18 protein-coding genes and 1 pseudogene are annotated in these 25725 nt (G+C 63.7%); 2 read left to right on the forward strand and 17 right to left on the reverse strand.

The genetic code is table 11. The features are described 5' to 3' along the window. Positions 1 to 126: 126 nt before the first annotated feature. The 7 genes from NKH36_RS29165 to NKH36_RS29195 all read right to left on the reverse strand — a co-directional run bounded on the left by NKH36_RS29165 (position 127) and on the right by NKH36_RS29195 (position 11147). Complete coding sequence (locus NKH36_RS29165; RefSeq protein ID WP_352964401.1) at positions 127 to 1401, reverse strand: RNA polymerase sigma factor; 1275 nt, start codon at positions 1399 to 1401, stop codon at positions 127 to 129. Then, on the reverse strand, positions 1398 to 1772 hold the full coding sequence (locus tag NKH36_RS29170; protein ID WP_095484111.1) for a YciI family protein: 375 nt from the start codon (positions 1770 to 1772) through the stop codon (positions 1398 to 1400). Before NKH36_RS29170 ends, NKH36_RS29165 begins: the two co-directional genes overlap by 4 nt. A 115-nt stretch (positions 1773 to 1887) precedes the next feature. After that, complete coding sequence (locus NKH36_RS29175) at positions 1888 to 2988, reverse strand: DNA topoisomerase IB (protein WP_352964403.1); 1101 nt, start codon at positions 2986 to 2988, stop codon at positions 1888 to 1890. A 148-nt stretch (positions 2989 to 3136) separates the two neighbouring features. Continuing rightward, positions 3137 to 4021: a transglutaminase family protein gene (locus tag NKH36_RS29180; protein WP_352964404.1), complete on the reverse strand. Its 885-nt coding sequence runs from the start codon at positions 4019 to 4021 to the stop codon at positions 3137 to 3139. Positions 4022 to 4045: 24 nt separating this feature from the next. Continuing rightward, the gene (locus NKH36_RS29185; RefSeq protein WP_352964405.1) at positions 4046 to 6451 is read right to left on the reverse strand and encodes a circularly permuted type 2 ATP-grasp protein; all 2406 of its coding nucleotides are present in this window, start codon (positions 6449 to 6451) and stop codon (positions 4046 to 4048) included. Between the two features lie 6 nt (positions 6452 to 6457). Then, entirely contained in the window at positions 6458 to 9835 is a 3378-nt protein-coding gene (locus tag NKH36_RS29190) for a transglutaminase family protein (protein WP_352964408.1), read from the reverse strand. 121 nt (positions 9836 to 9956) lie between these two features. Continuing rightward, positions 9957 to 11147: an acyl-CoA dehydrogenase gene (locus tag NKH36_RS29195; protein WP_352964410.1), complete on the reverse strand. Its 1191-nt coding sequence runs from the start codon at positions 11145 to 11147 to the stop codon at positions 9957 to 9959. Positions 11148 to 11334: 187 nt separating this feature from the next. Between NKH36_RS29195 and NKH36_RS29200 the strand changes: the two genes are divergently transcribed. Continuing rightward, a complete protein-coding gene (locus NKH36_RS29200) occupies positions 11335 to 12231 on the forward strand; it encodes a LysR family transcriptional regulator (RefSeq protein WP_352964413.1) in 897 nt (298 codons plus the stop codon). Here NKH36_RS29200 and NKH36_RS29205 read toward each other — a convergent pair. The 10 genes and pseudogenes from NKH36_RS29205 to NKH36_RS29250 form a co-directional block, all read right to left on the reverse strand. Beyond that, positions 12232 to 14546: pseudogene (locus NKH36_RS29205) on the reverse strand (Tex family protein). Positions 14547 to 14675: 129 nt separating this feature from the next. Then, complete coding sequence (locus tag NKH36_RS29210; RefSeq protein WP_352964416.1) at positions 14676 to 15857, reverse strand: serine hydrolase domain-containing protein; 1182 nt, start codon at positions 15855 to 15857, stop codon at positions 14676 to 14678. Between the two features lie 26 nt (positions 15858 to 15883). Continuing rightward, positions 15884 to 17080, reverse strand: a complete 1197-nt coding sequence (locus NKH36_RS29215) for a serine hydrolase domain-containing protein (protein WP_352964419.1) — start codon at positions 17078 to 17080, stop codon at positions 15884 to 15886. Further along, on the reverse strand, positions 17077 to 17883 hold the full coding sequence (locus NKH36_RS29220) for an amidase family protein (RefSeq protein ID WP_352964422.1): 807 nt from the start codon (positions 17881 to 17883) through the stop codon (positions 17077 to 17079). Before NKH36_RS29220 ends, NKH36_RS29215 begins: the two co-directional genes overlap by 4 nt. Beyond that, entirely contained in the window at positions 17880 to 18575 is a 696-nt protein-coding gene (locus NKH36_RS29225) for an amidase family protein (protein WP_352964424.1), read from the reverse strand. The genes NKH36_RS29220 and NKH36_RS29225 overlap by 4 nt, the downstream gene beginning before the upstream one ends. 119 nt (positions 18576 to 18694) lie before the next feature. Next, the gene (locus NKH36_RS29230; RefSeq protein ID WP_352964427.1) at positions 18695 to 19729 is read right to left on the reverse strand and encodes an ABC transporter substrate-binding protein; all 1035 of its coding nucleotides are present in this window, start codon (positions 19727 to 19729) and stop codon (positions 18695 to 18697) included. A gap of 13 nt (positions 19730 to 19742) precedes the next feature. After that, positions 19743 to 20549, reverse strand: coding sequence for an ABC transporter permease (locus NKH36_RS29235; protein WP_352964430.1), 807 nt, complete (start codon positions 20547 to 20549; stop codon positions 19743 to 19745). Next, complete coding sequence (locus NKH36_RS29240) at positions 20542 to 21462, reverse strand: ABC transporter permease (protein ID WP_352964433.1); 921 nt, start codon at positions 21460 to 21462, stop codon at positions 20542 to 20544. The genes NKH36_RS29235 and NKH36_RS29240 overlap by 8 nt, the downstream gene beginning before the upstream one ends. Further along, positions 21462 to 22556 (reverse strand): ABC transporter ATP-binding protein, encoded by a 1095-nt coding sequence (locus NKH36_RS29245; RefSeq protein ID WP_352964436.1) that lies wholly within the window; start codon positions 22554 to 22556, stop codon positions 21462 to 21464. The genes NKH36_RS29240 and NKH36_RS29245 overlap by 1 nt, the downstream gene beginning before the upstream one ends. Positions 22557 to 22682: 126 nt before the next feature. Next, positions 22683 to 24350 carry an amidohydrolase gene (locus NKH36_RS29250; RefSeq protein WP_352964439.1) on the reverse strand — a complete coding sequence of 556 codons (1668 nt, stop codon included), beginning with the start codon at positions 24348 to 24350 and terminating at the stop codon, positions 22683 to 22685. Positions 24351 to 24519: 169 nt separating this feature from the next. Here NKH36_RS29250 and NKH36_RS29255 point away from each other — a divergent pair, with 169 nt between their 5' ends. Next, positions 24520 to 25551: a histone deacetylase family protein gene (locus NKH36_RS29255; RefSeq protein WP_352964442.1), complete on the forward strand. Its 1032-nt coding sequence runs from the start codon at positions 24520 to 24522 to the stop codon at positions 25549 to 25551. Positions 25552 to 25725: the final 174 nt, after the last annotated feature.

Genomic DNA, 25725 nt, shown 5'->3' on the forward strand with positions numbered 1-25725 from the left:
CCATGCCGTCCCTGTGCCCGATCGGCACATCAGGCGCTGTCATGGCGTGGCATTACTCGTTTCAGGGAAAAATCGCCACCCCGGCATGGTCTAAGCCAAGGTCAGACCGTTGAACCAGCGATTCGTTCAGCGCGCTGTCTGCGCGGTTCCCCGCACGGCGCCTTCCTTCATCAGCCGGTCAATATGCATGCGGATATGGGCGGCCTCGGCTGCCGTGTTGGCAAGCGCGATGGCGCGGTCGAAGGCGATGCGCGCCTCCTCGCCGCGACCGAGTTGCATCAACAGGCCACCCTTCAGGCCGAAGAAGTGGAAATAGCCGGAAAGCCTTTGTTCCAGCGGCTCTATCATGGCAAGTGCCGCTTCCGGCCCGCGTACCTTGGCCACCGCGACGGCGCGATTGAGCGTCACCACCGGCGACGGCTGCATCTGCTCGAGTAGGCTGTAGAGCAGCTCGATCTCGTTCCAGTCCGTGTCCTCGGGCTTTTCCGCCCGCGCATGCAGGGCGGCGATCGCAGCCTGCACCTGGTAAGGACCGGGCTTCTGGTGGCGCAGCGCCTTGTCGACCAGCGCCAGCCCCTCGTCGATCATCTTGCGGCTCCACAGGCTGCGGTCCTGGTCTTCGAGCAGCACGATTTCGCCGTTCGCGTCGAAACGCGCCGGCGCACGCGCGTGCTGGAGAAGCAAGAGCGCCGTCAGGCCCATGATCTCCGGCTCGGTCTGGAACAGCCTGAGCAGCAGCCGGGCCAGCCGGATTGCCTCTTCGCAGAGCGGCGCGCGGGCCGGCGCCTCGCCGCTGTTGGTCGAATAGCCTTCGTTGAAGATCAGGTAGACCATGGCGGCGACGGCGGCGAGCCGTTCGGAGCGCTCGACCGCACCGGGCGTCTCGAACGGCACGCCGGCATCGGCGATGCGCGCCTTGGCACGTGTGATGCGCTGCTCCATGGCGCTTTCACCGACGAGAAAGGCGCGGGCGATCTGCTTGACGCTCAGGCCTGAAACGATGCGCAACGCCACGGCGATCTGCTGCGTCGCCGGCAGGTCGGGATGGCAGCAGATGAACAGCAGCCGCAATATGTCGTCGCGGTAATGCGCGCCGTCCAGCCGTTCGGCGATATCGGTTTCGGCATCCTCCAGATCGGAGATCTGGTCCTCTTCCGGCAGCGGCGCCTGCTTGGCACGCTTGCGCACCGCGTCGATGCCGCTGTTGCGGCCAACGAAGATCAGCCAGGCTGCCGGATCGCGCGGCGGACCGTTTGTCGGCCAGTTCTTCAGAGCTCGCAGACAAGCGTCCTGGAAGGCTTCCTCCGCCGCATCGAGATCGCGGAAGTAGCGCAGCAGCGCGCCCATCGCCTGTGGGCGGGCGGTGCTGATCGCCGTGCTGATCCAGGTGAGATCGGTCATGCGGAAACCTTGGCGGGATTGAAGAGCGAAACCGGCCGTATTTCGTAGGAGCCGCCGCTCGGGTTGACCTCGGAAAGTTCGCGCGCAAAGTCGACGGCCTCGTCGAGATCGGCGCATTCGAGCGTGTAGAAGCCGAGGAACTGTTCCTTGGTTTCGGCAAACGGGCCGTCGATGACGACCGCTTCGCCCTTGACCTTTCTCAGCGTTGTCGCAGCGGTTGTCGGCAGCAGCCGCGCCACCGGGCCAAGCCGGCCCGCCTGAGCGTATTTTTCCTGCACGCCCAGGAGTTTTTCCATGACGGCATCGTCCTGTTCCTTGCTCCACGAGCAGACGACGTCTTCGGAGGCATAGCAGAGGATAGCGTAGAGCATTGGTGCGTCCTTTTCTCTGTCAAAGGACGAAACAGTAGGACCGATCCCGACATAACGTCGATAAAAAAATTGCGTCCTGCGAGCACAATGAAGGCTTGTGGCTGCTCTGTTCGGTTCAGCTTTCCTGCGCCTTCAACCATCTCAGAACGAGGGCTTCTTCGACATCAAGGCCGGGTATCGATCGCTTCCGCTTGTTCGCATCCGCCATTTCGCTGAGCAGCCGGCCTTCGGACCAGGCTTCGAAAACCTGCGGGTGGATGTAACATCTGCGGCAGATGGCGCGCGTGTTGCCCAGCCGCTCGGCCACCCTGTCGATGACGCCGTTCATCGCCCGCTTCTGTTGTGCCTGGCTTTCGGGTCGTTCGGTTTGCGCAAACAGCGACGCAGCATGGATGGTGCCGCCCCATGTTCGGAAATGCTTGGAGCTGAAATCGGCCCCTGCCGTCCCCCTGATATAGCGGTTGACGTCGTCGGAGCGGATCGGTCGCCTGCTTCCGTCCTCGTCGAGATACTGGAACAGCTTCTGGCCCGGCAGATCCTGCGCCCCGCGCACGATCCTGGCGATCCGGCGATCGACGAGCTTCAGCTTCCATTCCTTGCCGGACTTGCCTTTGAAAGCAAACCGCAGGCTCGAGCCATTGATGTCGACATGGCGGTCGCGCAGTGTGGTCAGGCCAAAGCTGTTGTTGTCGCGAGCGTAGGCGGCATTGCCGACGCGGATCATCGTGTTGTCGAGCAGCCAGACCACAGCGGCGACAACGCGTTCCAGCGGCAGGCCGTGGCGGCGCAGATCGGCGTCGATCTGGCGTCGCAGCTCAGGCAGGCTTTCTGCAAAGGCAACCAGGCTCGAATATTTGACGCCGTCACGCTCCTCCGCCCAGAGCGCATGATACCGATATTGCTTACGCCCACGTTGATCCCGGCCCGTCGCCTGGATGTGACCGTTGGCATCCGGCGAGATCCACACGTCCGTCCACGCCGGCGGTATGGCGAGCGCCTTGATGCGGGCCAAAGTGTCGTCGTCGACACCCTGCCCGTCAGGCCCTTTGTAGGAGAATCCCTTGCCAGCCCTGAAACGGCGGATACCGGGCTCGGCGTCGGTGATGTAGCTAAGCGAGGCTCGATCGGCGGAGGCTTGCGACCCATTTGTCGGCGCCCCTGGAGCAACCTTCCTGCTAGCCGACCGGCCAAGCGACGACCCGGATTTGTCCAGCATGTCCTCTCCACGGAATTTTCCCGTAGATAAGCGACGGATCGGCCGCTGGTTCCGCCATGGCTTCCACAAAGATGCCAGGCTCACCACATCCGCGTTCGAAAAGCAGCCTTCTGCCGATGTTCAAGATCGAGTGTGGCCTCGCTTGCCGTCATGCCTTTTCCAGCACAACCGGAATGACGTCGACGGCCTGCTCGCCGACCTGTCCGCCCGTCGTCTTCAGGACGCCGATGATCGGCGCTACATCCGAATAGTCGCGGCCGTGGCCGACGGTGATGTGATCGTTGCCTGCCCGCATGCCGTTGGTCGGATCAAATTCCTGCCATCCGGTGTCGCGCCCGCACCACACCTTCACCCAGGCATGCATGGCGTCGGCCCCTTCCAGTCGCGGTTTTCCACGCGGCGGAATGGTCCGCAGGAACCCGCTGACATAGCCGGCAGGGATCCCCAGGCCGCGCAGGCCGGCGATCATGATATGCGAAAAGTCCTGGCAGACACCCCGCTTCAGGCTGAAAGCATCGCTGGCTCGGGTCCGAACGGTGGTCGCCTCGCCGTCATAGGTGAAATCGCGATGAATGCGGTTGCACAGGTCCATGGCAGTGCCGACGACAGAACTGCCGGCACTGCTCCGCGCGTAACCCGTTATCGCCGCATCAACGCCGGCATGGTCGCTGGCGGCTAGAAAGTGGTGCGGTGTATCAGGCGATAGCGATCGCACCGCGTCGAGGTCCTCCCGCAGCCGGCGAATGTCGGGCGACACGTCAAGCCCGGGTTCAGGCCGCGAGACCGCGACGCGCGCGCTCATCCTGATGTCGAGCGCCTCATGGGCATCGCGAAACGCGATCGCCGTGACGCTGTTGCCAAAGAAATCGGAAAAATCCGACCGTTCGCTCGGCGCCGGCGCGAAGGACAGCGAAGCGGCGATCACGCGCTGCACGCCCGATATCGTCGGGGGCAGCACGCGCACCTGATGGCGGCCGCCGCCGGCTGCAGCATCATAATCGTAACGCAGATTGAGCCTGATGTCGTAGAGCATGCCCGCCTTTATCCGAACCCGTCCTTAGCCGAAATAGGCTTTGGCGAGGCTGTTGTAGAGGCCGCCGATCTCGGTGGCGAGATCGTCCAGGGCCTTCGCCGTCATGTCCGAGGGCTCCTTGATGGCGATTGCCGTGTTGAGCTGCAGGATCTCCTTCGCCGCCGGCGACATATGCCCTTCGCTGCCGACAGAGGGCAACAACGCGATTTCGGCCTTCAGCCGCTCGAGCTGAAACAGGATGGAGCGCGGGTTGAGCGGATCGAGCACCAGAAGGTCGACCACCGTGCGCCGGCCGGCCTGCACGGGATACTGCCGCCGATGGGTCATGACGCTGTCGCCGATCTCCAGCATCATGTCGAGAGCACCGTCCGGCGCCGCGGCCCTGGTCAACCGGGCGAGCGTGCGGGCGATCTGAATGCCGCGTTCCAGCCGCCGGCCGATCTCCAGGAAGCGCCAGCCGGTGAAGCGGTACATATTCTCATGCAGCAGGCCGGAAAATCCGGCGAGCTTGCGCAGGATGACCGTCATCGCGCGTGTCGCATCGTCGCCCGGCGCCACGGTTGTCGCGAATTGATGAATGGTCTTCGACAGATCCTTCAGCGCCAGCCAGCCGTCGGGCGAGAAGCGGTCGCGGATCTGCCCGGCGCTGTAGACGGCGCTGTCAAGCGTGCCGATCAGCCCCGGCGGGATCGCCGTCGCAACGTCGATGCCGAACGGTTCGAGATGGTCTCTGATATCGGCAAGCAAAGGCATATCCGGGTCGGAGGCCTCGGCCAGCCGCACGTGGTAGGCGCGCAGGATGCGCACCGTGTCTTCCGATCGTTCGATATAGCGGCCGAGCCATGTCAGGTTTTCCGCCGCACGGCTGGGCAGGCTGCCTGGCATGGTAGGGGTGAAGCTGTCATGCTCCTGCGGCAGCAGCGTCTCGCGTTCCACCGGTCTGTCGCTGACCACCCACACATCCGCGGCCTGGCCGCCGCGCTGCATGGCGATGGCGGTCGGGTCGAGCGAAAAGCCGACGCGGGCAAAACCGCCGGGCATCACCGTCCAGCCTTCCGGTGTTCGCGCCAGATAGACGCGCAGGGCTGCTGGCCGCGGCTCAAGCCAGCCGCCGACATAGACCGGCGTGGTCGAAAGCGTCACCGCTTCCTGTCCGACGAAGGCGCCGCCGTCCCGTTCGATCCGGGCTATCAGTTCGGCCCGCTCCCCGGCAACCAGCGCCGAGCCCAGCCTCGTGCAATCGTCATCCTCGAAGGCAAGCCGTGTCGACAGCGCCGGACCGATCACCATGCGGTCGAGGTTAGCCAGCACATGGTCACGGTCCGCGTCCCGCCCACACCACCATGTCGCGACGCTCGGCAGCAGAAGCTCCTCGTTGCGCAATTCGCGCGAGATCTTCGGCAGGAAGGCGAACAGCGCCCGTGTTTCCATCAGCCCGGAGCCGAGCGCGTTGACGGCTGAAACGGCTCCCCGGCGGATCGCCTCGACCAGCCCTGGCGTGCCGATCTGCGAATCCGGCCGCAACTCCAGCGGATCGGCGAAGGCCGCGTCGAGCCGCCGCCAGAGCACGCTGACCGGCACCAGCCCTGAAACCGTGCGCACCATCAACCGGCCGCCGGAGACGGTCAGATCCTCGCCTTCGAGCAGCATGATTCCGAGATAGCGGGCGATATAGGCATGTTCGTAGTAGGTTTCGTTGAGCGGTCCCGGCGTCAGGATGGCGACACGGCCGCCGGTTTCCTTAGCCATGCCGTTCAGCGCGTCGCGAAAGCGACGGAAGAAGCCGGCAAGGCGGTGCACATGCATCTCGCCATAGATGTCGGACAGCGCACGCGTGGTGGCGACGCGGTTTTCCAGCGCGAAGCCGGCACCCGATGGCGCCTGGGTGCGGTCGCCAAGTACCCACCAGCGGCCATCCGGTCCACGGCCGAGCTCGAAGGCACAGAAATGCAGGAAATGCCCGCTGGCCGGTCTGGTGCCGACGACGGGCCGCAAATATTCCGGGCTGGCGGCGATCAGCCCCGCCGGCAGGATTCCTTTCCCGATCAGGCGGTTCGACCCGTAGATATCGGCGATGGTTTCCTCGAACAGGTCGGCCCGCTGAACTAGGCCGGCACTGATCGCGGCCCATTCCTGCTCCTCGATCAGCAACGGCACATGCGCCAGCGGCCATTCGCGCTCATTGGCGCCGGCCTTGTCGTAGACGCGGTAATAAACGCCGGCGTCGCGCAGATACTGGTCGGCGCGAGCGAAGCGCTGGGCGAGCTTTTCAGGCCCCAGTTCTTCCAGCGCCTCGATAAAGTCCTTCCAGACCGGACGGGGATTGCCTGACGCATCGACCATCTCGTCGACGACACCGTCGATCAGCTGGTAGTGCTCCAGCAGGTTGTGCGGCCTGCCGCGTATTTCCTTGTGATTCCCCTTTGCCATGGCTGATCAGAGTCTTGCAGGTCGCCGCAGGTCAAGGGTCATCGGAAAATCCTCAGATGCTTGTTCGTCGCGCAGCACGTAGCCGGACGGCGTATGGCCGCGTGGCTCGAAGCGGGCGAGCCGCCGCGCCTCCGCTTCGTTGCCATTGACAGGGAAGGTGTCGTAGCTGCGCCCGCCGGGATGCGCGACATGGTAGACGCAGCCGCCGACCGCCCGGCCCGACCAGCGATCGTAGATGTCGAAGACCAGCGGCGTGTTGACCGGCAGCGCGGGATGCAGCCCCGATGCCGGTTGCCAGGCCTTGAAGCGGACGCCCGCCACCGCGATCTCCCTGGTGTCGGTCACCTTCATCGGCACGATGCGGCCGTTGCAGACGACGGCGTGACGCTCCGGGTTGAGCCCTTCGGTCTTCACCTGCAGCCGCTCGACCGAGGAATCGACGAAGCGCACGGTTCCGCCGATGGCACCCTGCTCGCCCATAACATGCCATGGCTCCAGCGCTTGCCGCAGTTCCAGCTTGATGCCGGCATGCTGGACCTCGCCGCAGAATGGAAAGCGGAATTCGAGCTGCGCGTCGAACCATTCGGGACGAAACTCGAAGCCGTTCAGCTTGAGATCGTCCAGCACGTCGAGAAAATCAGCCCAGACATAGTGCGGCAGCATGAAACGGTCATGCAGCGACGTGCCCCAGCGCACGAAGCGGCCATCGAGTGGGTTTTTCCAGGCGCGGGCGATGATGGCGCGCACCAGCAATTGCTGCGAGAGGCTCATGCGCGCATTGGGCGGCATCTCGAAGCCGCGGAACTCGACCAGCCCCAGCCGGCCAGTCGGCCCGTCCGGCGAAAACAGCTTGTCGATGCAGATTTCCGAACGGTGGGTGTTCCCCGTTACGTCGGTCAGAAGGTTGCGGAACAGCCGGTCGACCAGCCACGGCAGCGGGGCCTGCCCCTTGTCCGGATGCGGCACCTGCGCCATCGCGATCTCGAGCTCGTAGAGCGAATCGTGGCGCGCCTCGTCGAAACGCGGCGCCTGGCTGGTCGGGCCGATGAACAGGCCCGAGAACAGATAGGACAGCGACGGATGCCGCTGCCATTGCAGGACAAGGCTTTTCAGCAGGTCGGGGCGGCGCAGGAACGGACTGTCGTTGGGCGTCGCACCGCCGACGACGACATGGTTGCCACCGCCGGTGCCGGTGTGGCGGCCGTCGATCATGAACTTGTCGGCGCCAAGCCGTGTCTGCCGCGCTTCCTCGTAGATCGCGGTGGTGGTTGCCACGCAGTCCTGCCAGTTCGCAGCTGGATGGATATTCACCTCGATGACACCGGGATCCGGAGCCACCCTTATGACGTTGAGGCGCGGATCGTGCGGCGGGCCGTAGCCCTCGATATGCACCGGCAGGCCGATCGCCTTTGCCGCGTTCTCGGCCGCCGCGACCAGTTCGAGATAATCCTCCAGCGCCTCGACCGGCGGCATGAACACACAAAGCCGTCCGTCGCGCGGCTCGACCGACAGCGCTGTGCGCACCGCGCCGCCGATCTCGGTGATTTTCTGCTCGACACGGTCCTGCTGACCGGCAACAGCCGTAAAAGAAGCCGCCTGCTGGCGGCGCGCCATTTCGTCGGCGCCTTCCAATTCGGCCGGGGCAGCCTCTGGCAAAGGAGCGGCCTCAGGCAAAATAGCCTCGCGCGCCGGCAATGGTCCGCGCGGCAGCGACGGATCAACCGGCACGATGTAGGGGAACTGCGCCGGCGGCACATAGGGAAGCGTGCCCAGCGGCAGGCGGTAGCCGACCGGTGAATCGCCCGGCACCAGGAACAGCCGGCCGCGCCGCGTCTTCCATTTCTCCGAACGCCAACGCGGCCCCGACGCCTGGCTGTTCCAGCGCTGGACAGGCAGTACATAACCCGACGGCTTGGTCAGGCCGCGTTCGAACACTTTTGCCATGCGGCTGCGCTCTTCCGGGTCTTCCAGCTTCGAATTGGACGGGTCGACATTGTCGGGCAGCTTGCCTTCCTTGAGCAGCCACTCAGCCGGGTCCTCATAGGCTTCGCTGACCATGGTTTTGTCGACGCCGAGTTCATCGGCAATCGTCGTCAGCAGGCTTTCAGCCTGCTTCGGTCCGACATCTGCTTCGCTGTTTTCCCGTGCGATCAGTGACGGATCGCTCCACACCGGCTCGCCGTCGGCGCGCCAGTAAAGCGAGAACGTCCAGCGCGGCAGGCTTTCGCCCGGATACCACTTGCCCTGACCGTAATGCAGGAAGCCGCCCGGCGCGAAACGCTCACGCAGCCGGCGGATCAGCGCATCGGCCTTTTCGCGTTTTGTCGGGCCGACGGCGGCGGTGTTCCACTCGTCCGCCTCGAAATCGTCGATCGACACGAAGGTCGGCTCGCCGCCCATGGTCAGCCGCACGTCCCCGGCCTCGAGCGCGGCGTCGACCTGGACGCCCAACGCGTCGAGCGCCTGCCAGCTTTCGTCGGAGAACGGCTTGGTGATGCGCGGGTGCTCGGCGATGCGGTCGACCCGCATGTCGAAGCCGAACTCGACATTGGCGAAGCTTGCCATGCCGGAAATGGGCGCGGCGTTGCGGAAATGCGGGGTGGCCGCCAGCGGCACATGGCTTTCGCCGGTAAGCAGCCCGGAGGTCGGGTCGAAACCAATCCAGCCGGCACCCGGCAGATAGACCTCGCACCAGGCATGCAGGTCGGTGAAGTCGACGGCAGTGCCGGGCGGTCCGTCAAGCGCGACGAGGTCGGGCTTCAGCTGGATCAGGTAGCCGGAAACGAAGCGCGCGGCGATACCGACGTTCCTCAGGACCTGCACCAGCAGCCAGCTCGTATCGCGGCATGAGCCTTTTTTGGCGGCAAGCGTCTCCTCCGGCGAAAAGACGCCGGTTTCCATGCGCACGATATAGGCGATCTCGCGCTGCAGCCGCGCATTGAGGTCGACGACGAAATTGACGGTGTTGGTAGCGCTGCGATCGATGGTTTGCAGGAACGCCGCCAGCAGCGGTCCAGCCGGCTCCGGCGTCCGGTAGATGGCGAGATCGTCGCTGATCTCTTCCGGATATTCGAACGGAAAGGTCTCGGCCGACGGCTCGACGAAGAAATCGAACGGATTGTAGACCGTCATGTCGGCAACGAGGTCGACCTCGATCTTCAGTTCCGTCACAGGTTCCGGAAACACGAAACGCGCTAGGAAATTGCCGTAGGGGTCCTGCTGCAGATTGACGAAATGGTTGGCCGGCTCGACCTTCAGCGAATGACTGAGCACCTTGGTGCGGGAATGCGGCGCCGGCTGCAGCCTGATGACCTGGGGGCCGAGAACGACCGGCCGGTCATATTTGTAATGGGTCAGGTGGTAGACGGCTGCCAGAATTGCCATGGGGCCCCGAAAGTCGGCGTTTCAAACGAATTCCCCGAACCCTGACACAAATGCTGGCCATTCTCCAAGCAGAGATGTTGCGCTGCACCTAAATTAAGCAGCGTTGCCGGCCTAGGGTCGCTCAGAAAAACGCCTGCAACCCCGTCTGCGCCCGTCCAAGGATCAGCGCATGCACGTCATGCGTGCCCTCATAGGTGTTGACCGTCTCCAGGTTCTGCGCGTGGCGCATGACATGGTAGCCGATCTGGATGCCGTTGCCGCCATGCATGTCACGGGCCTGGCGGGCAATGTCGAGCGCCTTGCCGCAATTGTTGCGCTTGACGATCGAGATCATCTCCGGCGCCATCTTGCCTTCATCCATCAGCCGCCCGACGCGCAGGCTGCCCTGCAGCCCCAGCGCGATCTCGGTCTGCATGTCGGCGAGCTTCTTCTGGAAAAGCTGCGTGCCGGCCAGCGGCTTGCCGAACTGCTTGCGGTCGAGGCCATATTGGCGGGCCCGGTGCCAGCAATCTTCCGCCGCGCCCATCGCACCCCAGGAGATGCCGTAGCGCGCCCGGTTGAGACAGCCGAAAGGCCCCTTCAAGCCCGACACATTCGGCAGCAGCGCGTCCTCGCCGACCTCGACGCCTTCCATCACCACTTCGCCGGTGATCGACGCGCGAAGACTGAGTTTTCCGCCGATCTTCGGCGCCGAAAGCCCCTTCATGCTTTTTTCCAGCACGAAGCCGCGAATCTCGTTGTCGTGCGCCGCAGATTTTGCCCAGACAACAAACACGTCGGCGATCGGCGCGTTGGAGATCCACATTTTCGAGCCCGAGATCTTGTAGCCATTCGCAGTCTTCTCGGCCCGCGTCTTCATGCCGCCCGGATCGGAACCGGCATCCGGCTCGGTCAGGCCGAAGCAGCCGATCCATTCGCCTGACGCCAACTTCGGCAGGTATTTTTTGCGCTGCGCGTCCGAGCCATAGGCATGGATCGGATACATCACCAGCGACGACTGCACGCTCATCATCGAGCGATAGCCCGAGTCGATGCGCTCGACTTCGCGCGCCACCAGCCCATAGGTGACGTAGTTGGCGCCGAGCCCGCCATATTCTTCCGGGATGGTGATGCCGAGCAGACCCGCCTCGCCCATCTCGCGAAAGATCCCGGCATCGGTCTTTTCCTCGAGATAGGCTTGCTCGATCCTGGGGGCGAGCTTGTCGGCGGCGAATGCCGCTGCACCGTCGCGCACCATCCGTTCGTCTTCCGAAAGCTGGTTCTCGATCAGGAAAGGATCATCCCAGACGAATGCATTCTTGTCGGCGGCCATGGCCTTGGTCTCCCAAACTCTTGCACGTCGCCCAAAAGCTTGCCCTGGGTCTGACCCGAGGGTACTTGGCGGATTTGAGATAATGACATGCAAAAACAAAAATCTTGAAGTGCGCGGCTTATCGGCTTCCAGCTCGAAAAAATCAAACGAAATTGCTTCGGCGATCAATGAGCGATAGTAATGGATAATGAACGTGCAGCGCCGCCTTTTGCCCGGTATCAGCGCCCTTGCCGCCTTCGAGGCGGTGGCCCGGTTGGGCAGCTTCACCGCCGCCGCGCAGGAGCTCGACCTGACCCAGGGCGCCGTCAGCCGGCAGATCAAGCTTCTGGAGGACCAGTTCGGCCGCCGGCTGTTCGAGCGCGACAGCCGCAATGTCCGGCTGTCGATGGCAGGCGAGATGTATGCCGAAGCGGTGCGCGCCGCCCTGGGTCAATTGCGCGACGCGGCCCTGGGATTGATGAGCAATCGGCATAGTGGCATCTTGAACCTCGCCATCCTGCCGACCTTCGGCACGCGCTGGTTGATGCCACTCATCCCCGATTTCGTTGAAAACAACCCCGACATCACCATCAATTTCGTCACTCGCATCGGCCGCTTCGACTTCGCCCGCGAACGGCTCGATGCCGCCATCCATTTCGGCCTGCCCGACTGGCCGGACGCCGACTCGACACTGCTGGTACGCGAAGAGGTGGCGCCTGTCGTCTCGCCCGAATTCCTGGCCAGCCGGGATATTGCCACACCCGCCGACATCGGCCGCCTGCCGCTGCTGCATATGGCGACGCGGCCCGGCGCATGGACCGAGTGGTTCGGGCACCAGGGTTTGAGCGCGCCGACCGGACCCGGCATGCAGTTCGAGCAGTTCGGCACCGCCGCCCAGGCCTGCATGGCCGGGCTCGGCGTGGCGCTGTTGCCGCAGGTCCTCATCTCAGGCGAGTTGCAGCGCGGCCAGCTTGTGCCGGCGCCAGGCCGGCCGATGCAAAGCCGCAGCGCCTATTATCTCGTCGTGCCGCACGACAAGCGCTGCCATCCGCCAGTCGCCAGTTTTCGCGACTGGCTGCTGGGCCATGTGCCGCCGGAGAAATAGCTACTTCCGCTTCAACGCATCCGCCAACGCGGCGCCGAACGCGCCCTGTTGCGCCGGCCGCTCCGGCTGACGCTGCGGCGCCGGCGCTCGCGGCACCGGTTTGCCGGCATTGTCGCGAGGTCCCTTCGATGCGCCACCTTCGCCATCCTTGCGCATCGACAGGCCGATGCGCTTGCGCTTGATGTCGACCTCGACGACACGCACCTTGACCACGTCGCCGGCTTTGACCACCTCATGCGCGTCCTTGACGAAACGGTCGGCCAGTTGCGAGACATGCACCAACCCGTCCTGGTGCACACCGATATCGATGAAAGCGCCGAACGCCGCGACATTGGTGACGGTGCCTTCCAGCAGCATTCCCGGCTTCAGATCCTTGATGTCGTCGACGCCATCGGCAAAGGTCGCGGTCTTGAAACCGGGGCGCGGGTCGCGGCCGGGCTTTCCAGTTCCGCCAGTATATCTCGCACCGTTGGCAGGCCGAACCGATCATCGACGAAGACACGCGGATCAAGCGCCTTGAGAGCGGCACTGTCGCCCATCAGCGAGCGGGGGTCACGTCCGCAGGCCGCAACGATCTTTTTCGCCACACCATAGGCTTCCGGATGCACGGCCGAGGCATCGAGCGGTTCGGTGCCGTTGGGAATGCGCAGGAAGCCGGCGCATTGCTCGAAGGCGCGGGGTCCGAGCCGCGCCACCTTCAACAGGTCACGACGGCTGGCGAAAGGGCCCGCCGCATCACGGTGAGCGATGATCGCTTCGGCCAGCGATGTACCAAGGCCCGAAACCCGCGCCAGCAGCGGCGCCGAGGCGGTGTTGAGGTCGACGCCGACGGCATTGACCGCGTCTTCGACCACCGCTTCCAGCGAGCGGCCGAGCCGATACTGATCGACGTCATGCTGATACTGGCCGACGCCGATCGACTTCGGCTCGATCTTGACCAGTTCGGCGAGCGGATCCTGCAGACGTCGCGCGATCGACACCGCGCCGCGCAGCGACACGTCGAGGCCGGGAAATTCCGCGGCCGCCGTTGCCGAGGCGGAATAAACCGAGGCACCGGCCTCGCTGACGATCACCTTAAGCGGCTTCGGCCCCGAATCAGCAGGCATGTCCGACAGCATGTCGGCGACCAGCCTTTCCGTCTCGCGGCTGCCGGTGCCATTGCCGATGGAAATCAACTCGACCTTATGCAGGTGGATGAGCTTCGCCAGTTCGGCTTGCGTGCCCCGCACATCGTTCTTCGGTGGAAACGGATAGACCGTCGTCGTCGCCAGCAGCTTGCCAGTGCCGTCCACCACCGCCACCTTGACGCCGGTGCGGATGCCGGGGTCGAGGCCCATCGTGGCGCGCGAGCCGGCCGGTGCTGCGAGCAGCAAATCCTTCAGATTGCGGGCGAAGACGTGGATCGCCTCCTCCTCGGCCCGCTCGCGCAGATCCCGCATCAAATCGAGCGTCAGGTGCAGCGACAGCTTTATCCGCCAGGTCCAGCCGGCCACCTCCATCAGCCAGCGGTCGCCCGGCAGCTGTCGGCCGATGGCGTAGGCGTCAGCAATCATCCGCTCAACCGGCTTCACCGGGGACGCGTCGTCGGCATCGACCTCGATGTCGAGCGACAGCACCTCTTCCTTGCGGCCGCGCAGCATCGCCAGCGCGCGATGGCTCGGCACGTTGGCCCAGCGCTCGACATGGTCGAAATAGTCGGAGAACTTCGCGCCGGCCTCCTGCTTGCCGTCGACGACGCGTGACCGCATGAAGGCGCGCTCCTTCATGTAGGTCCGCAGTCTGCCGACCAGATCGGCATTCTCGGCGAACTGCTCGGACAGGATATCGCGCGCGCCCTCGAGCGCCGCCTTGGCATCGGCCACCTCTTCACTGATGTAGGCCAGCGCCAGTTCGGCGGGCACCGCCGCGCGGTCGGCGAGGATAGCCTCTGCCAGCGGCCCCAAGCCACGCTCTCGCGCGATCTCGGCCTTGGTCCGGCGCTTCGGCTTGTAGGGCAGATAGATGTCTTCGAGTTCCGCCTTGGTGACGGCCGCCGCGATCTTGGTTTCAAGCTCTTCAGTCAGCTTGCCCTGCTCGCGGATCGAACCGAGAATGGTTTCGCGGCGCGCGTCGAGCTCGCGCAGATAGGCGAGCCGCTCGGCAAGCAGGCGCAGTTGCGTGTCGTCCAGGCCGCCGGTGACTTCCTTGCGGTAGCGCGCCACGAACGGCACCGTCGCACCTTCGTCCAGCAGCCCGATCGCCGCCGCGGCCTGTTCGGGCCGCGCAGTGATCTCGGCTGCGATGATTGCTGCGATGCGCTTGATGTCGGATGCCATGTCGTTCCTGCTGTCCTGTCGAAAAGAGCGGCGACCATAAGCTCAGAGCGTCGCTCCGCCAACCGCGGCGTTTTCGATCACCCTGACAGGTCCACAGGAAAGCTGCCATCGCGGTCAGCCTGGATCGGCTCAGACCATCCGGCTCAGTGCCTCGAAGAAAGCGACCATATCGACATCGAGCGGCTCGTCGACTGGCTCCGGCTGCGACGACATCTTTGCGATGACGACCTCCGCTTTCGGATCGACGTAGAGCCACTGGCCGTGGATGCCGATGCCGCAGAAGCCGCCGCTGGCCGCGCCCGTCTGATACCATTTGTTGCGGTAGCGGCCTTGTGGAAAGAGGAACGCCATGGTGCCACGCTGCCAGGCCGCGGTGTCTCCGCCTGTGCTGACAGTGTCGCGCACCCATGCTTCCGGCACGATGCGGCGGCCATTGGCCGTGCCGCCTTGCCGCATCATCTCGCCGACCCGCGCCAGATCGCGCGGCGTCACCGAAATGCCGCCGGCCGTGCGCGCAATGCCCGCCCTGTCGACTGTCACCGCAGCTTCGCTGGCTGCGCCGAGCGGCAGCCACAATTTCTCGTGCATCAACTCGGCGAAGCGCTGGCCGGACGCGCGTTCGAGCAGGATGCCGAGCAGGTCGGAATTGGGCGAGCGGTAGCGGAAGGTCCGGCCATGCGGCTCGGCAAGGCGCTGCAGCGTCAGGATGAAGTCGGCCAGGCCTTCCGTGCCGCCACCCGGATTCCACAGCGTCGCACGGCGATAGCGGGCAAAGGCGCTCTCCGGATCGAGATAGGCTTCTTCGAAGTCGAGGCTGACGGTCATGTCGAGCACATGCCGCACGCTGGCATCGCCATAGGCCGAGCCGGCGGCTTCCGGCAGATAGCGGGTCACCGGGCCCTGCGGATCAAAGATCCCCTCGCCTTCCAATATGCCGGCCAGAATGGCGGTCAGCGATTTGCTGATCGAGAAGATGATGTGGCGGGCGCCGAACTCCATATGCGGTGCGAACCAGTCGGCGACGATATTGCCGGCTTTCATGATCGTCAGCGCGTCGGTATCGGAACGCGTGAGAAAGGCGGCCACGGTCTCCGGTCCACCAGCTAGAGTAACCTTTTCGTCAAGCAGCCCGCCGAAATCCTGAACCGGTATTTCGCCATTGCCCGGCACGGCTGGCACGCGTGCGCTCGGCACCAACTCGCCAACGTTCTGGAACGACCACCGGCTGAACGGGCTTTCGCGCCAGTTGCCGAGCAGCACTTGGTTGCGGCCAAAGCCATATCTGGTCTCGAACGCGGTCTTGCCGGTCATGCGTTTCCTTCCGGTTTCTTAGGAACTTAGGCCAGCGCGGCGGCGATCGCGTGCACGGCTTTCATCGTCGCCACCGAGTAGGCGATGTTGGTGAAATCCGGGTAGCTCGAAAGCTTCACCACGGTCGTTCTCGTGTTCCAGTCGATATGGATCAGCTGCCCGAACACGCCCCGGCACATCAGCGCGCGTGAGCGCGGGTCTTCGATCCAGAATTGGTTGCGGTAGCTGCCTTCCGGCAGGCTGGGATTGAAGTCCGGTCCATGCCTGCCGTTGCGCGTCGCTTCGATCCAGTCGGCCGGCACCACACCGCCGCCATTGTCGAGGATCAGCTGGCCGAAGCGGCCATAGTCGCGCAGCGTGGCGTTGAAGCCGCCATCGGCGACGGCGTAGCCGGCGCTGTCGACGGTGAAGCAGGCGCTTTCATCCGCCCCGAGCTTTTGCCAGAGTTCTTCCGAAACCAGCTGCGCCAGCCGCTTGCCGGTTACCCGTTCCATGATGAAGGCGAGCACGTCGGTCTCGATCGAACGGTATTCGAAGGCAGCGCCGTGCGGCCGGCTTGTCTCCTTGAGCCGCAGGATCAATTCGAACATATGCGACGGCCATTCGAAGGCCGGATCGCTGCCCGGCGGCACCGGTTTCCAGCCGCTGGCGACATCGACCTGGCCGATGTCGGAATAGCGGTCGGTGTATTCCTCGGAAAAGCGCACGCCTGTCGTCATATCGAGCACATGCTTCACTTTTGCGCCGGCCCAGCCGGTGGCGCCGAGTTCCGGCAGATAGGTCGTCACCGGCGAGGCCGGATCGATCAGCCCGCGCCCGGCCAGTATGCCGAACACCGAGCCCGTGACCGACTTCGCCATCGACTGCGACAGATGCAGCGTGCGCTCGGTCATGCCGTTGAAATAGCGCTCATAGGCGACCTTGCCGTCCTTGAGCACGAGAAGCCCGTCCGTATAGGTTTCGTCCAGCAGCCCGGCCAGCGTCGCAGACTGCCCCGTGCTGTCGCTCACCGGCAATGCATCGAGATCGATTTCAGCTCGCTCGAACCGCTGGCGATGGCCATTGCCGCGCCAGACTTCGACGGTCGGCAGAATTTCGCGGATGTGCTGGAACGCCCACCGATTCCAGGGTTCCCTGTCCCAGTCGAGCTTCGGCGGCACCATCTTGGGCGGCGAGCCCTGCATGATCGGCGGCATCGGTTCACTGTTACGGTAGGAGGTCATTGCATGCTCCGGGAAGTGTCGTCCCGCGGTGTCCCGACGGTTTTGCTTTCAGTGCGGTCGTGCCGTCCGTCTAGTTTCGGCCGACGCGTCTTTTCTCCGTACCAGCCACCAACTGCTTTCTCATAGGCCATGCCGGCGCGGAACACATCTTCGTCGCTATAGGTGCGGCCGACGATCTGGATACCGGTCGGCACGCCGTTCTTTGCGTGGCCGGATGGAACCGACAGCACCGGACAACGGCTCATCGTGTTGAATGGCGTCGTCATCACCCAGCCCAGCGAGGGATTGACCAGCTTGCCGTTGATCCTGATCTCGTCTTTCGATTGGTCATAGTCTGCCGGCACCGACGGCAGAGCCGTGGTCGGGCAGATCAGCACATTGTACTTTTCGAGCAGCGGCCCGAGCGTCATGTACATGCGGCCAGCCACTTCCAGGCTGCCGACGAAATCGGTCGCCTTGGATAGTGCTCCCTCCTCGGCGAACTTGCGGGCGTAGGTCGTCATCTCGTCGGCATGGTCGGGCAGCAGTTTCGACAGGAACGCACCGAACAAATGGTTCAGATAGGCGAGCCCGGCCTCCAGGACCTCTGGTCCCCAGCCGAGATCGACCTCCTCGACCTCGGCACCCAGCGAGCGGAACACGTCGAGCGCTTTCTTCGTGTTCTTCACCACTTCCGGATCGACCTCGAAGCCGCCGAGATCCATCGAATAGCCGATCTTCCAGCCCTTGATCGGCTTGAACCTGGTCGGCAGCGTCAGCTTCGGCCGGAGCGACGCTATGTCCAGCGGACTGGGACCGGTCATGACGTTCTGTAGCAGGATCGCATCCTCCACCGTGCGTGCCAGCGGCCCAGTGTGGCAGTAGAAGTCGAGATTGAAGGGCGGTCGTCCGGGTTGCGGCCATAGGGCGGCTTGTAGCCGACGACACCGCAGGCCGATGCCGGGATGCGGATTGAGCCGCCGATGTCGGAACCTGTGGCGATCGACGACTTGCCGGAGGCGAGCGAGGCACCCGAGCCGCCCGACGAGCCTCCGGGTGTGAACTTGGGATTCCACGGATTGCGGGTGACACCCCATAACCTGGACCATGTGTAGGTCGCGCAGGAGAACTCCGGCGTCGCCGTGCGTGCATGGACGATGCCGCCCGCCTCGATGATGCGTTCGTTTATGGTCGAGCTGGCGTCGGCAACGAAATCCCTGGTGATCAGCGAGCCACCGGTGGTCGGCTTGCCCTTGATGTAGCTCTCGTCCTTGATGCCGATGGGCAGGCCTTCGAGCGGGCCTGTCTTCTTGCCCTTGGCGTATTTCGCCTCGGCTTTTTTGGCCAGCGCCATCGCCTCGTCGAAATGTGTGTTGGTGAAAGCGTTGACCGTGTCCTTCGTCGCCTCGGCCTGGCTGATGACCGCTTCCATCAGTTCGACCGGTGAGAGCTTCTTTGCCTTGAAGCGCTTCAGCGCTTCGGTTGCCGGCATGTAGCAAAGATCGAGATCGGACATGGGAGGCGCACTCCAGGCGCGTCGGAAGACGGCCCGACGCTGGTTCTTGTCGAAGGCAATCCCTTGATGGATTCAAACAGGACCCGGCAGCCATGGCTGCCGGGTCAATGGTACTGCGATCACTTCTGCAGTTCGGTCCAGATCCTGGTGTAGAGTGCCTGCACCTCGGGCGCGCAGTTCAGCATGAACTTGCCCTTGTCGACGAACTCGGCGGGGATATTGACCTCCGGCGCCGTTTTCATGTCCTCAGGCATGAAGGCTTCCGATCCCTTAATGCCGTTGGCGTAGCGCGCGAAAGATGAGATCATCGCGGCGTTCTTTGGATCCATGATGAAGTTCTGGAACAGCTTGGCGTTTTCGACGTTCTTGGCGTCCTTCAGCACCGCGAGATTGTCCATCCAGATCGGATAGCCCTCCTTCGGATAGCCATAGACGATGTCCTTGTTCTGCAGGCGGGAGCGGAAGGATGCGCCGTTCCAGTCGACGCTGGCGGCGAAGTCGCCCTTGGCGAACTTCTCGACCGTGCCGTAGTCCATGGAGATCCATTTCGGCTTTGCCGCCACCAGTGCATCGCGCACCTTCTTCAGCACCTCCTTGTCGCCGGTGCAGGGCTCGCCGCCGACATATCTGATGGCGAGATGCATGACATCGGCCATTTCGGGAACGACGTTGATCTTGCCGACCAGTTCCTGCGGCGGGTCCAAGAAGATGGCCGAGGTGTTGGGATCGCCCTTGTAGACCGAGGTGTTGACTGTGACGCCTGTCGTGCCCCATTGCCACGGCACGGTGTATTTGCGGCCCGGATCGAAAGGAACGTCGACCCATTTCGGGTCCATGTTCTTGAAGTTCTCCATCTTGCTGGGCTCTGTCTCCAAGAGCAGCCCTTCCTGGATCCAGATCGGCACGAAGCTCGCCGAAGGCACCACGATGTCGAAGCCGCTGCCGCCCTGCCTGATCTTGGCGAGCGCCGTGTCGTTGGAATCGTAGTCGGTGACTGTCACCTTGACCTTGTATTTTTCCTCGAATTTCTTGATGAGGTCGGGGCTGGTGTAGTTGCCCCAATTGTAGATGTTGAGTTCGCCGTCGGCGCGGGCGACACCCGCCGAGGCGAACAGCGCGGCGCTGAGCGCCGTCGCAGTCAGTTTCCAATTCATCGTTTCTCTCCTGTCAATCCTGATCCTTTTTCCTGCTGATGAAAAAGAAGACGGTGACGATCAATATTGAGATCAGCAGGAACACCGTCGAAATCGCGTTGATTTCCGGCGTGATAACGCGCCGGAACTGGCCGAGCATGTAAGTCGGCAACGTATCCTGGCCGCCGGACTTGACGAATTCGGTGATGACGACGTCGTCCAGCGAGATGACGAAGGCCAGCATCAGCCCGGCAAGGATGCCTGGCCAGAGCAGCGGAAAGGTGACGCGCCGAAAAGCCTTCCAGGGTGTCGCGTAGAGGTCGGCCGCCGCGATCTCCAACGACAGATCCATGTTCTCGAGCCGCGCCCGGATCGGCAGATAGGCAAAGGGAATGCAAAAGGCGGTGTGCGCGGCCATCAGGTAGCCCAGCCCCGAATAGCCGGTCCAGATCTTGATGCGCGAAAAGAAGATCAGCAACGCCACCGCAGTGACGATTTCCGGCACCATCAGCGGCTGGTTGATGAAGGCGTATTTGAAGCCGAGGCCGGGATAGGGCTTCGTCCGGGTCGTCGCGAGTGCAGCCATGGTGGCGACGATCGTGGCAATAGTCGCGGCGACCGAAGCGATTTGCAGCGACCGGATCGAGGCATCGACGACCTGGCCGTTGTTCCAGGCCTGGTAGAACCAGCGCAGCGACACGCCTTCCCAGATCGCGATCGAACTGCCTGCGTTGAAGGCATAGACGACAACCGTGACGATCGGCAGGTACAGCGCGAAAAAGCAGATCATCGCGATGGTCGTGAAGCCGGTCTGCCGGCGAATGTCGAAGCGGCTAGCCATGCGCGCCGCCCTGGCGCCCGGCGGAACGGACATAGAAGAGCAGCGCGACCATCACGATCGCCATCAGCGAGAGCGACAGCGCCGAGCCGAGCGGCCAGTTACGGCCTTGCCCGAACTGCAGCTCGATCAGATTGCCGAGCATCATATTCTTCGACCCGCCGAGCACGCGCGGGGTGACATAGGCGCCCAGCGCCGGGATGAAGACGAGGATCGAGCCGGCGATGATGCCAGGCTTGACCAGCGGGATGATGACACGCCTCAGCACCTGGAATCGGTTGGCGTAGAGGTCGTAACCCGCCTCGACCAGCCGGAAGTCGATCTTTTCCATGCTGGCATAGAGCGGCAGCACCATCAGCGGCAGATAGACATAGGTCATGCCGACCATCAGCGCGAAATCGGTGAACATCATCTGGATCGGCTGGCTGATGATGCCGAGCTTGATCAGCAACGTGTTCACGATGCCCTCGTTGCGGATCACCTCCTGGATGGCGAAGGTGCGGATCAGCAGATTGGTCCAGAACGGGATGGTGATCAGGAACAGCCAGATGTTGCGCTGTCGCGCGGGCCGGGTGGCGATGAAATAGGCGGTCGGGAAGCCAAACAGCAGCGTGAAGATCGTCGTCAGGAACGACAGCTTGGCCGAGCGCCAGAAGATCGACAGATGCGCGTCGGCGAAGGCCAGCGTGTCGTCGAAGATGTCACGCTGCATCAACACCGACAGCCAGCCGTCCGTGGAGAATTTCCAAACCACGTCGCCGTAGGGGCCCGGCGTCAGGAACGAATAGATCACGACGATCAGCAGCGGGCCGGTCGCCGCCAGAAAGATGATGATCAGTGCCGGCGCTGACAGCAGCCAGCGATCGCGGATATCTCTGCGTTCGGCTTCCTTGGCGACTTCTTCCGCGCTCGCCATCAGTCCCTCAGCACTTGTGCGGCGTCGTTGCCAATCGAAATGCCGACCTTGTCTCCCCGCTCGAAACCGCAGCCGGCGCTGCGCGTGTTCTGCTGGCGCACGGTGAAGGCCTCGCTGCTGTCCAGGCGAACATGGATGTGTGTGTCGGTGCCGAAATAGACGATGTTTTCGACCGTGCCCGACAGGTCGCCCTTGCCGCTGGTCAGCTTGGCATGTTCGGGTCTGACCACCACGGTGGCATTGTCCTTCGGCTGGAAGCCCTCAGCCACGGTCGCGTCGATCGTCGCGCCGGATTTGAGCGTTGCGCGTGCCTTGCCGTTGCCCATGCCTGATATGGCCGCGGTCAGGAAATTGGTTTCGCCGATAAAGTCGGCGACGAAGCGCTCCGCCGGCTTGTCATAGATATCCCAGGGCGTTCCGACCTGCAGGATCTTACCCGACGACATCACCGCGATGCGGTCCGACATGGTTAGCGCTTCTTCCTGGTCGTGGGTGACGAAGATAAAGGTGATTCCGGTCTCGTGCTGCAGCCGCTTCAGCTCGATCTGCATCTCCTTGCGCAGCTTGAAGTCGAGCGCCGACAGCGGCTCGTCGAGCAGCAGCACTTTCGGCTGCGGCGCCAGAGCCCGCGCCAGCGCCACGCGCTGCTGCTGGCCGCCGGAAATCTGGCTGGTGCGGCGGTTGCTGAGCGCCTCCATCTTGACCAGCTTCAGCATCTCGGCGACCCGCGCCTTCACTTCGGCCTTGGGCTTGCCGAGCATTTCGAGGCCGAAGCCGATGTTCTCGGCCACCGTCATATGCGGGAACAGCGCATAATTCTGGAACACGGTATTGACCGGCCGCTTGAACGGCGGCAGCGGTGCGATGTCCTGGCCATGCAGCAGGATCTCGCCGGCGCTCGGGAAATCGAAGCCGGCGATCAGCCGCAGAAGCGTTGTCTTCCCGCAGCCGGACGGACCAAGCAGCGTGAAGAACTCATTTTCGCGGATCGACACCGAAACCGTATCGAGGGCGGCGACCTGTGACTCCCCGGTACCGAATACCTTGCGGACGCCACGAACTTCAATTGCACTTTTACCCGGTTGTTCCGGCACGATTACCCCATTCTTGTGTCCGCTCTTCAGGGCGGATCCAGTTCCCACTCGATTGTCAGCACACGGCGCATGGCTTGGCAAGCGTACATCCGAATGTCGGTTCAGAACGCAATTCCCATGCCACCGTCATGCCTGATAAGTGATCTTGCCGCCGCAGATCGTCGTCGCCGGCCGCACCGTATGCAGCGCTTCCGGCACGGTCGCCTCGATGTCGCCGGAGAGGACCACGAGATCGGCCAAATAGCCGGGTTTCAGACGGCCCTTGCGATGCTCCATGAACTCGGCATAGGCGCCTTCCACCGTATAGCCGCCGAGCGACTCATGCAGCGAGAAACGCTGGTCGGGATCGCTGTCTGCCCATGGTTTGCGCAGCATTGCCGCCTGAATGCCCAGGATCGGATCGATCGGCGACACCGGCCAGTCGGAGGCGAAGACGACGCGCGCGCCGGCATTCTTCAGCGTCCGCCAAGCATAGCTCAGCGGCCAGCGGGCGGGCCCGATGCGCGACACCGTTGGTTCCAGCGGCAAGCCCATGCTGCCCGGCGGATGCGGTGGCTGCATCGAGGCAATGACGCCGAGCTTCGCGAAACGCGGTACGTCGGCGGCGGTGACCACCTCGATATGCTCGACCCGATGCCGGCTGTCGCGCCTGCCATTCGCCTTTTGCGCTGCCTCGTAGCCGTCGAGCACGGCGCGCACGGCACCGTCGCCAATCGAGTGCACCGCCATCTGTAGCCCGCGTCTGTCGACGGCCACGGCAAGGTCGATGAATTGCTGCCGCGTGAAAAGCGGCTCGCCCAGCCAATCCGGACGATCTGCATAGGGCTCCACCATAACCGCCGTCCATGAATCGAGCACGCCGTCGTAGAACACCTTGACCATGCCCGACGACAGCCATTCGCGATTGTAGCGCTCAGCCATCGCTGAGGCTTTGTCGAGCATGTCGAGCGTCATGAAATTCTTGTAGTGGAACGGCACCTGCACCCGGCAGAGCAAGCCGCCTTCGGCCTCGATCTCGGACAGGAGTTCGAGCTGGTGCAAATTGCCGTCCATGTTCTGGATCGACGTGATGCCGTGTCTGGCACACCATTCCAGCCCGCGGCGCATGATCGCCCGGTCGGAGGCCTGCTCCGCCGGCGTCGGCTTCGGGTCAGGCTCGCCGCCGGTGGCCAGGCCGAGCCGCACGCGATCCTCGCCGGCCAGCGCGATCAGCGGCCCAAAAGCCTCGCCCTCGCGCAATTCGCCACTGGCCAGCCCGTCGTCGCCCATGACGATCTCATTGCCCGGACCAAGCCGCTTGCCTCTCAGCAGGCCGGCCAATTCCAGCGCCTTGGTGTTGGCCCACATTGTGTGGTGGTCGGGCGCCGCCATGACGAAGGGCCGGTCCGGCAGGATGCGGTCGAGGTGATGGCGGCTGACCCGCTCAGTCGCCGACAGGATGGTATAGTCGGCGCCTTGCGCCTGCAGAATGGGCAGGTCCGGCCGCTTTGCGGCATAATTGCGCACCGCGTCGCAAAGCGCCTCGAAACCGTGGACGCCCATCAGCTGGAGGTGATCGAGCTCGGCCGCGCCGGCGAAAAGATGCATATGCGCTTCGATGAAGCCGGGGACGACCGAGCCGCGGCCGGCATCGATGACGCGCGTGCCGGGTCCCTTGTGCTCCAACACGGTCGCGCGATCTGCGATCGCAATGATTTCGCCGCCCTTGATGGCTATGGCTTCGGCGCGGGGAGTATCGGGATCCATCGTCAATATGCTGGCGTTCTCGACGATCAGATCGGCCGATGGCGGCATAAGTTTCTCCCGTTTGAGCTTAGGCTAGCAGAGTATTGGCGTCTGGCAAGCTGCCTGCTGCCACTCGCAACAGCGGTCCGGAATGCCTCTTGGCGGCGCTGAAACTCTCTGCCACAAAGCAGTCCGTCAACGACAAATACGCAACTCGAAGAGCGAGTCGGCCGCCAAAATGAAGACTGTTTTCTCCCCTCTCCACGCCGGTCATGCCGGCAATTTCGAACTCATTTCAGGCGCCATCGTGCCGGCCTTCGAAAAGCCCTCGCGCGCCGAGTTCATCAAGGCGAGGGTGGAGAGCGAAAAGCTCGGCCCGATCCTGCCACCCGAGACCCACGACCTCGCCGCCGCCAGGAAGGTGCATACCAGCGACTACATCGATTTCCTGCCGACCGTATGGCCGCTCTGGGAAGCGTCGGGCCGGACGGGTTCGGCCATCCCCTTCACCTGGCCGACGCGCGGCTTGCGCGGCGATGTGCGCCCCCAAACCATCGATGCGCTGCTTGGCTTTTATTCCTTCGACGGGGGCGCCACCTTCGTCGAAGGCACCTGGGAGGCGATCAAGTCGTCCTATGACGTGGCGCTGACTGCCGCCGCCCTGGTCAAGGACGGCGAGATATCAGCCTTCGCGCTCTGCCGCCCGCCCGGCCATCACGCCGGCGCTGCCTTCATGGGCGGCTATTGCTACATCAACAACGCCGCGGTTGCCGCGCAATGGTTCCGCGACCAGGGCGCCAAGCGCGTCTCGATCCTCGATGTCGACTACCATCACGGCAACGGCACGCAGGAGATCTTCTACGGCCGCGGCGACGTGCAGGTGCTGAACCTGCATGGCGACCCGATGACCGAATATCCGTTCTTCCTTGGCCATGCCGACGAGCGCGGCTCCGGGCCCGGCGAAGGCTTCAATGTCAACTATCCCATGCCGTTCGGCACCGCATGGGACGCCTGGAATGCTTCGCTGGAGGACGCCTGCGCGAAACTTGCGACTTACGCTCCCGATGTCGTTGTCGTCTCGCTCGGCGTCGACACGTTCGAGAAGGACCCGATCAGCAAGTTCAAGCTGAAAAGCGCCGACTATCCCAAGATTGGCCGTCGCATCGCCAAGCTCGGCCTGCCGACGCTGTTCCTTATGGAAGGCGGCTATGCCGTCGAGGAAATCGGCATCAACGCCGTCGGCGTGCTGACCGGATTCGAAGATCGGTAATGCATGTCGCCCAAAGGGCTGCCCCGGGCGTTCGACCCGAGAGAGCGCAGCGGTGATGGCAGCTACGCCCCTTGGCCGCCGATCGTCCGTGTTTGGACCGGGGACATCGCGAACAGGTGTGCGAGGACATCGCGAACAGTTTGGCGCGCTTTGCGCTGGGAGGTTCGGGATGCC

It is taken from the genome of Mesorhizobium sp. M1312 (genome assembly GCF_040318115.1).
Taxonomy (GTDB): Bacteria; Pseudomonadota; Alphaproteobacteria; order Rhizobiales; family Rhizobiaceae; genus Mesorhizobium.

What these genes read in the sequence shown, in the direction of transcription:
- NKH36_RS29165 (WP_352964401.1), bottom strand. Translation starts at nt 1,401, where the DNA reads ATGACCGATCTCACCTGGATCAGCACGGCGATCAGCACCGCCCGCCCA.
- NKH36_RS29170 (WP_095484111.1), bottom strand. Translation starts at nt 1,772, where the DNA reads ATGCTCTACGCTATCCTCTGCTATGCCTCCGAAGACGTCGTCTGCTCG.
- NKH36_RS29175 (WP_352964403.1), bottom strand. Translation starts at nt 2,988, where the DNA reads ATGCTGGACAAATCCGGGTCGTCGCTTGGCCGGTCGGCTAGCAGGAAG.
- NKH36_RS29180 (WP_352964404.1), bottom strand. Translation starts at nt 4,021, where the DNA reads ATGCTCTACGACATCAGGCTCAATCTGCGTTACGATTATGATGCTGCA.
- NKH36_RS29185 (WP_352964405.1), bottom strand. Translation starts at nt 6,451, where the DNA reads ATGGCAAAGGGGAATCACAAGGAAATACGCGGCAGGCCGCACAACCTG.
- NKH36_RS29190 (WP_352964408.1), bottom strand. Translation starts at nt 9,835, where the DNA reads ATGGCAATTCTGGCAGCCGTCTACCACCTGACCCATTACAAATATGAC.
- NKH36_RS29195 (WP_352964410.1), bottom strand. Translation starts at nt 11,147, where the DNA reads ATGGCCGCCGACAAGAATGCATTCGTCTGGGATGATCCTTTCCTGATC.
- NKH36_RS29200 (WP_352964413.1), top strand. Translation starts at nt 11,335, where the DNA reads ATGAACGTGCAGCGCCGCCTTTTGCCCGGTATCAGCGCCCTTGCCGCC.
- NKH36_RS29210 (WP_352964416.1), bottom strand. Translation starts at nt 15,857, where the DNA reads ATGACCGGCAAGACCGCGTTCGAGACCAGATATGGCTTTGGCCGCAAC.
- NKH36_RS29215 (WP_352964419.1), bottom strand. Translation starts at nt 17,080, where the DNA reads ATGACCTCCTACCGTAACAGTGAACCGATGCCGCCGATCATGCAGGGC.
- NKH36_RS29220 (WP_352964422.1), bottom strand. Translation starts at nt 17,883, where the DNA reads ATGACCGGTCCCAGTCCGCTGGACATAGCGTCGCTCCGGCCGAAGCTG.
- NKH36_RS29225 (WP_352964424.1), bottom strand. Translation starts at nt 18,575, where the DNA reads ATGTCCGATCTCGATCTTTGCTACATGCCGGCAACCGAAGCGCTGAAG.
- NKH36_RS29230 (WP_352964427.1), bottom strand. Translation starts at nt 19,729, where the DNA reads ATGAATTGGAAACTGACTGCGACGGCGCTCAGCGCCGCGCTGTTCGCC.
- NKH36_RS29235 (WP_352964430.1), bottom strand. Translation starts at nt 20,549, where the DNA reads ATGGCTAGCCGCTTCGACATTCGCCGGCAGACCGGCTTCACGACCATC.
- NKH36_RS29240 (WP_352964433.1), bottom strand. Translation starts at nt 21,462, where the DNA reads ATGGCGAGCGCGGAAGAAGTCGCCAAGGAAGCCGAACGCAGAGATATC.
- NKH36_RS29250 (WP_352964439.1), bottom strand. Translation starts at nt 24,350, where the DNA reads ATGCCGCCATCGGCCGATCTGATCGTCGAGAACGCCAGCATATTGACG.
- NKH36_RS29255 (WP_352964442.1), top strand. Translation starts at nt 24,520, where the DNA reads ATGAAGACTGTTTTCTCCCCTCTCCACGCCGGTCATGCCGGCAATTTC.